This is a genomic window from Microcystis sp. LE19-195.1E (assembly GCF_027532095.1).
Lineage (GTDB): Bacteria > Cyanobacteriota > Cyanobacteriia > Cyanobacteriales > Microcystaceae > Microcystis > Microcystis aeruginosa.
On record NZ_JAPZSZ010000009.1, the window covers coordinates 1 to 5046 of the forward strand.

Sequence of the window (5046 nt, forward strand, 5' to 3'; positions counted from 1 at the left end):
TCAGTCTGTAGAGCGACCATAAGACCAGAACAGAGTAAATCTGTTAAGGCAGGTGCGGAACCCCGCAAGGGAAAGAAGCAGAAACCTAAATCGTGAGGTTTGGGAATCGCCGTCCGTTTTACGGCGGCGAGGATGTCAAAGCTGACTAGCGCAGGAAACTGCCCCCATCAGTCCCACTTGGGCATTAAGGACGATATGAACGGGAATATTGCTTAATAGCTCCCTCATCCGACCTTTAGCCCGAAAAGCCTTCATAAAGCTACCCTCGGTCATTAGGGGAAGATTTTTGGCCGCAATCCCTCCCGCGATGTATAATCCTCCGTAGGGAAGCAACTTGAGGGCTAAATTGCCCGCTTCCGCACCGTAGGCCTCGACAAAGATTTTCATGGTTTGATAACAGAGATAATCCGAGTCATCTTGGGCAAAACTGGCAATTTTAGCCGCTAAATCGACGGTTTTTTGCGGTTTACCCATTTCTTCTAACCAAGTGCGGTAAATTTCCGCCATGGCCGGTGATGACTGACTATAGTTACTATCGTGGAGAAATCGATAGATAGAAGTGATTCCTTGCCCAGAAACCACTCGCTCCACCGAAATGCGCTCGATACTATAGATCTCCAAGAGATAATTTAATAGTTGATATTCTAAACTCGATCGAGGGGCAAAATCGGCGTGGGAACCCTCACTACCAAACACCCGATATTTACCCTTCGAGATAGGAATCAAAAAACCCTCTCCTAACCCAGTTCCTGCACCAATAACCGCAATCGGGGCCTCTGGTACTGCCGGAGCCGACTGTAGATTGTGCAGCTCCTCTGGGGCCAATCCTAACACCCCATAACCGATCGCCGCAAAATCATTAATTAATTTTACCCGCTCAATCTGCAGCTCGTGGCTTAGGCGATCGCCAGTTAGAGACCAACTTAAATTAGTCAATTCGGAACTATTGTTAACCACTGGACCGGCAATACCGAAACAAGCTTTTGCCACTGGGGGAATAGTGGTTTGTCGGGCTAAAAACTGCTGGACGATCGGCACCAGATCGGGGTATTGTTTACTAGGATAAATTTCTTGATCGAGAGTAATTAGCCGGGGTTGGGGACTATCCGATGAGTTTTGGCAATCCACTAAACGCAGGATTGTTTTAGTTCCCCCGATATCTCCCCCTAAAAGAATCGTCATGCTGGTTGTCCCTCAGTTTGTCCCCATAATTATAGTTTTTTTACCGCTTCTCCCCAGCAAATTTAAAGGCCGCCGATTCTATACTATAGTGAAAGATGGTAATGCCTAAGCCCTAATTAAGGATTGATTAATCGTCGCTCCGGGGTTGGAATGGGGATTTGCTAGAGGACAGAAACAGGACTGAAAGACATTTTAGGTCTAACTGTAGCCTCAAGGCGATCGATAGGGCGGCAGAACCTATCACTGTCCCCATAACTTTGGCTCTTCGTTACTTGTTATGGTTCGATAGGGTGGCATAAATCGACTAAATCCTTATCTGGCAAGAGATTTAATTGATTAGTTCGCTCTAGATCAAAAACAATTGACAAAAATCGCCAAACGTTTTTCTCTATAAGGGTTCCGTCCCTTATAACCCCCGTACATTGCATAACACAAACCGAAGAACCATAACTTTTAAGATAGACCAGAGAGGGAGAAATTAGCTTGGGTGTAGAACTTCGCAGTTACGTTTATCTTGACAATTTACAGCTTCAACACGCCGCTTACATCGGTACAGTCGCCCAAGGATTTTTACCCTTACCCGGGGATGCTTCCCTCTGGATTGAAATTTCCCCCGGCATCGAGATTAATCGCATCACCGATATTGCCCTCAAATCCGCCGTGGTTCGTCCGGGGGTTCTATTCGTAGAACGACTCTACGGACTCTTAGAACTCCATTCTAGCAGTCAGGGAGAGGTAAGGGCGGCCGGTCAGGCAATTTTGCAGTATTTAGGCGTTAGTCAGCGCGATTGTCTGAAACCGCAAATTGTCTCCAGCCAAATTATTCGCAACATTGACGCTTACCAAGCCCAATTAATTAACCGTAGTTCTCGGGGTATGATGTTAATGGCGGGACAGACTTTATACGTTTTAGAAGTGCAACCGGCCGCCTACGCTTCCCTGGCCGCTAATCAGGCCGAAAAAGCCGCTTTAATTAATATCCTACACGTTACTTCCGTGGGCAGTTTTGGCCGCTTATATTTAGGGGGAGAAGAACGAGATATTATCGCCGGTTCCAGGGCGGCAGTTTCAGCTTTAGAAAATATTCAAGGTCGAGCTTTTCCGGGTAGCGACAAAAAAGAATAGGCTAATAAAGGCCGGAGGCAAAAGGCAAGAGGTGGTTAGATATGTATAATTAGGGCTTGCTGAATAAATGTGAATTGTAGGCAAGGTAAGGGTTTTATGGCTTTTCTCGCAAAACAGGTGCAAGATTTTGAGAGAATCGTCGTTAAAAACCTTGCGTCTTCATCAGCCCGAGTCCTGTAGGGGCGAAGCATTCGGGCAATAACCTATCGGTGAAACCGGAGATTTTCTATCCGAATGCTTCGCCCGTACTTTTTGCCGCAAACCCTAATTAATTGTGTCTAGCTACTTACTAAATCCCGTTTAAAAGGTATAGGATAGTGGGGAGTGGGAAGAAGGGAGAGGAAGTTTGAGCATTTGTACTAAATAGCTAAAAAAGGAATTTCGCCCTATTGAGGAGATTCAAAAATTAGTTCGCCATTATTCATTTTTTCAACGACTAAATGGCGATAGAGTGTCACCTGCCGGAGGATTTGGTCGGGATTATTTTTCTTGTTAGAAAACATGATCATTTTAATCGATTCAAATTCTATTCTTGTGATCACACCATCTTTTATCGCTCGTTCAATTGTAACTCGTAAATATTCTAATTCTTGGCTTTCCTCTGGGGTAATTTCTAGACTGTTAGGATGTTCTATTTTCATGATCGATTGTTTTTACCTGCTAACTGATAACTAGATAATCACGGCTATTTTTTCACACTTTCACGATCGGTGGAGAGAGAGTTTCCGTCTGGCTAGAAACGGCTAGATTATTATTTTGGCCGTTATTTTGCGGCAATTGTCCAGAAGCTAAATTTTGCCCCTCTCCCGTAATCAAACGAGCGCCACGACCGCGGGTAAAATAATTCCAACCCCATTGCACCATCACCACTAATTTATTATCAAATTCGATCAGATAGTAAATATGGGCCCAAACCCAGACTAACCAAGCGATGAACCCAGAAAACTTGACAAATCCCAAATCAACCACGGCCGCATTTTGGCCGATCACTGCCAGACTACCTCGATCGATATAATGAAAAGGTTGAATAGTTTGCCCTTTTAGGCGAGAAATTAATAAATTGGCCAGATATTCGCCCTCCTGCATGGCCACGGGGGCAATTCCGGGTAAAGGTTTATCTCCCTGATGGGCAAAATTAGCCAGATCCCCGATCACAAAAATATTGGCATAACCAGCGATACTTAAATCCGGTTCGACGATTACCCGGCCGACGCGATCGAGATTTACCCCGGTTCTTTCGGCCAAAATTCGCCCCATTCTCGATGCTTTTACCCCTGCTGCCCATAAAATTGTCTCGGCGGCGATTTCTGTCGTCTTTTCTCCCTGACGGACGCTGACACAACCTTCAACAATATTGGTAACGATGCTGTTGGTTTGCACTGTCACCCCTAATTTTATGAGAGAAGCGGCAGCTTTAGCGGATAAATCGGGCGAATATGGGGGTAATACTCGATCCATCCCTTCTAAGAGCAAAATTTTCGCTTCTGTGGGGTTAATCTGGTGAAAATCAGACCTAAGCGCACCGTGGGCAATTTCTGCGATCGCTCCTGCTAATTCTACCCCCGTCGGTCCGCCACCGACAATAACAAAAGTTAATAAAGCTTGCCGCTTTTCGGCATCGATTTCTTTCTCGGCCTTCTCGAAAGCGAGATAGATGCGACGACGCATTTCTACTGCGTCTTCAATGGTTTTTAACCCTGGAGCGTAGGGCTGCCATTGATCATTGCCAAAATAGTGATGACTGACTCCCGTGGCAATGACTAATTGATCGTAGGCGATCGGCGGGTGATCTTTCAAGATCACTTCTCCCTTGACCGGATCGATATCGATGGCATGATCGAGGAGAATATCTGTATTCTCATGGCCCCGTAGGATTAAGCGCAAAGGTGAGGAGATATCGGCCGGAGACAGCGCCCCAGTAGCGACTTGATAGAGGAGGGGCTGAAAAAGATGGAAATTTCGCTTATCGATGAGGGTAACATGAACGGGGGCGTTTTTTAGGGCTTTGGCCGTGTATAAACCCGCAAATCCGCCGCCTATGATAACAACTCTTGGCTGTTTTTCAGTCATTGCTTAACAATAATTCATAAATTTTCCCTAGTGTAGTCCGGATTGTCACAATTTAGCGGTGACAAGCGTTACCGAAAACAGCCGTCTTTAATCTAGAAAAAAATATAAATACTCGCTTTTTTGGCCAGCGAGGAGGGCAAAACCAACGAAGTACAGGGACTCTCCCCAGAATTTGACCTATATATGCTCGAAAAACTTGAAAAGACCGCTACGCCGTTTTACCTAAGTTTATGACCTGGGTTAACCAGGTGGGAACTTATATTCCGCGTTTCTGTTTCCGAGTACAAGCTCGGTTTACTACCACACGAATTGGTTATTTGCTCCCTTATCACAATCAAGCATAGATCAAAAAACTTGAAAGGCAGTCACCAACGTAGAAGCCCGATTTAGTTTTATCGTAGCATTTTTTTTTCTCAGAGGCAAGAGGGGCGATTCAGTGATCAGTTATCAGTGATCAGATTTGAGTTTTCAGTTTACTGTTTACCGACCACAGCCAAAAAGCCTGCCAACACCCAGCAATTCCCAATTCAAACGGTAGCACAGAATACAGAACCCGTCTTACTCTTGCCTTTCAAAATGGAGTGAAGGGTTTGAACAGTGGGTTTCGGGGGAATGGAAGTCAAACAACTGGGTTTTCTGGGGATGCTGAGCTATTTCCAGGTAGTTATC

At 45.3% G+C, this 5046-nt stretch carries 4 protein-coding genes and 1 other RNA gene; 1 reads left to right on the forward strand and 4 read right to left on the reverse strand.

Features of this window, described 5'->3' with window-relative positions; all coding sequences use genetic code 11:
- Positions 1-135: 135 nt before the first annotated feature.
- Positions 136-1182 (reverse strand): glucokinase, encoded by a 1047-nt coding sequence (locus O9300_RS00400; protein ID WP_287969362.1) that lies wholly within the window; start codon positions 1180-1182, stop codon positions 136-138.
- 483 nt (positions 1183-1665) lie between these two features.
- On the opposite strand from O9300_RS00400, the gene ccmP reads away from it, so the two are divergent.
- Positions 1666-2307: a beta-carboxysome protein CcmP gene (gene ccmP, locus O9300_RS00405; protein ID WP_002766539.1), complete on the forward strand. Its 642-nt coding sequence runs from the start codon at positions 1666-1668 to the stop codon at positions 2305-2307.
- Between the two features lie 386 nt (positions 2308-2693).
- On the opposite strand, the gene O9300_RS00410 is transcribed toward ccmP, so the two are convergent.
- From O9300_RS00410 to ssrS, 3 genes are all read right to left on the reverse strand, one after another.
- On the reverse strand, positions 2694-2948 hold the full coding sequence (locus tag O9300_RS00410) for a hypothetical protein (RefSeq protein ID WP_079208353.1): 255 nt from the start codon (positions 2946-2948) through the stop codon (positions 2694-2696).
- A gap of 52 nt (positions 2949-3000) precedes the next feature.
- Positions 3001-4377, reverse strand: a complete 1377-nt coding sequence (locus tag O9300_RS00415; RefSeq protein ID WP_012265394.1) for an NAD(P)/FAD-dependent oxidoreductase — start codon at positions 4375-4377, stop codon at positions 3001-3003.
- A gap of 198 nt (positions 4378-4575) precedes the next feature.
- Positions 4576-4763: non-coding RNA, 6S RNA (gene ssrS / locus O9300_RS00420), on the reverse strand.
- Positions 4764-5046 lie beyond the last annotated feature (283 nt).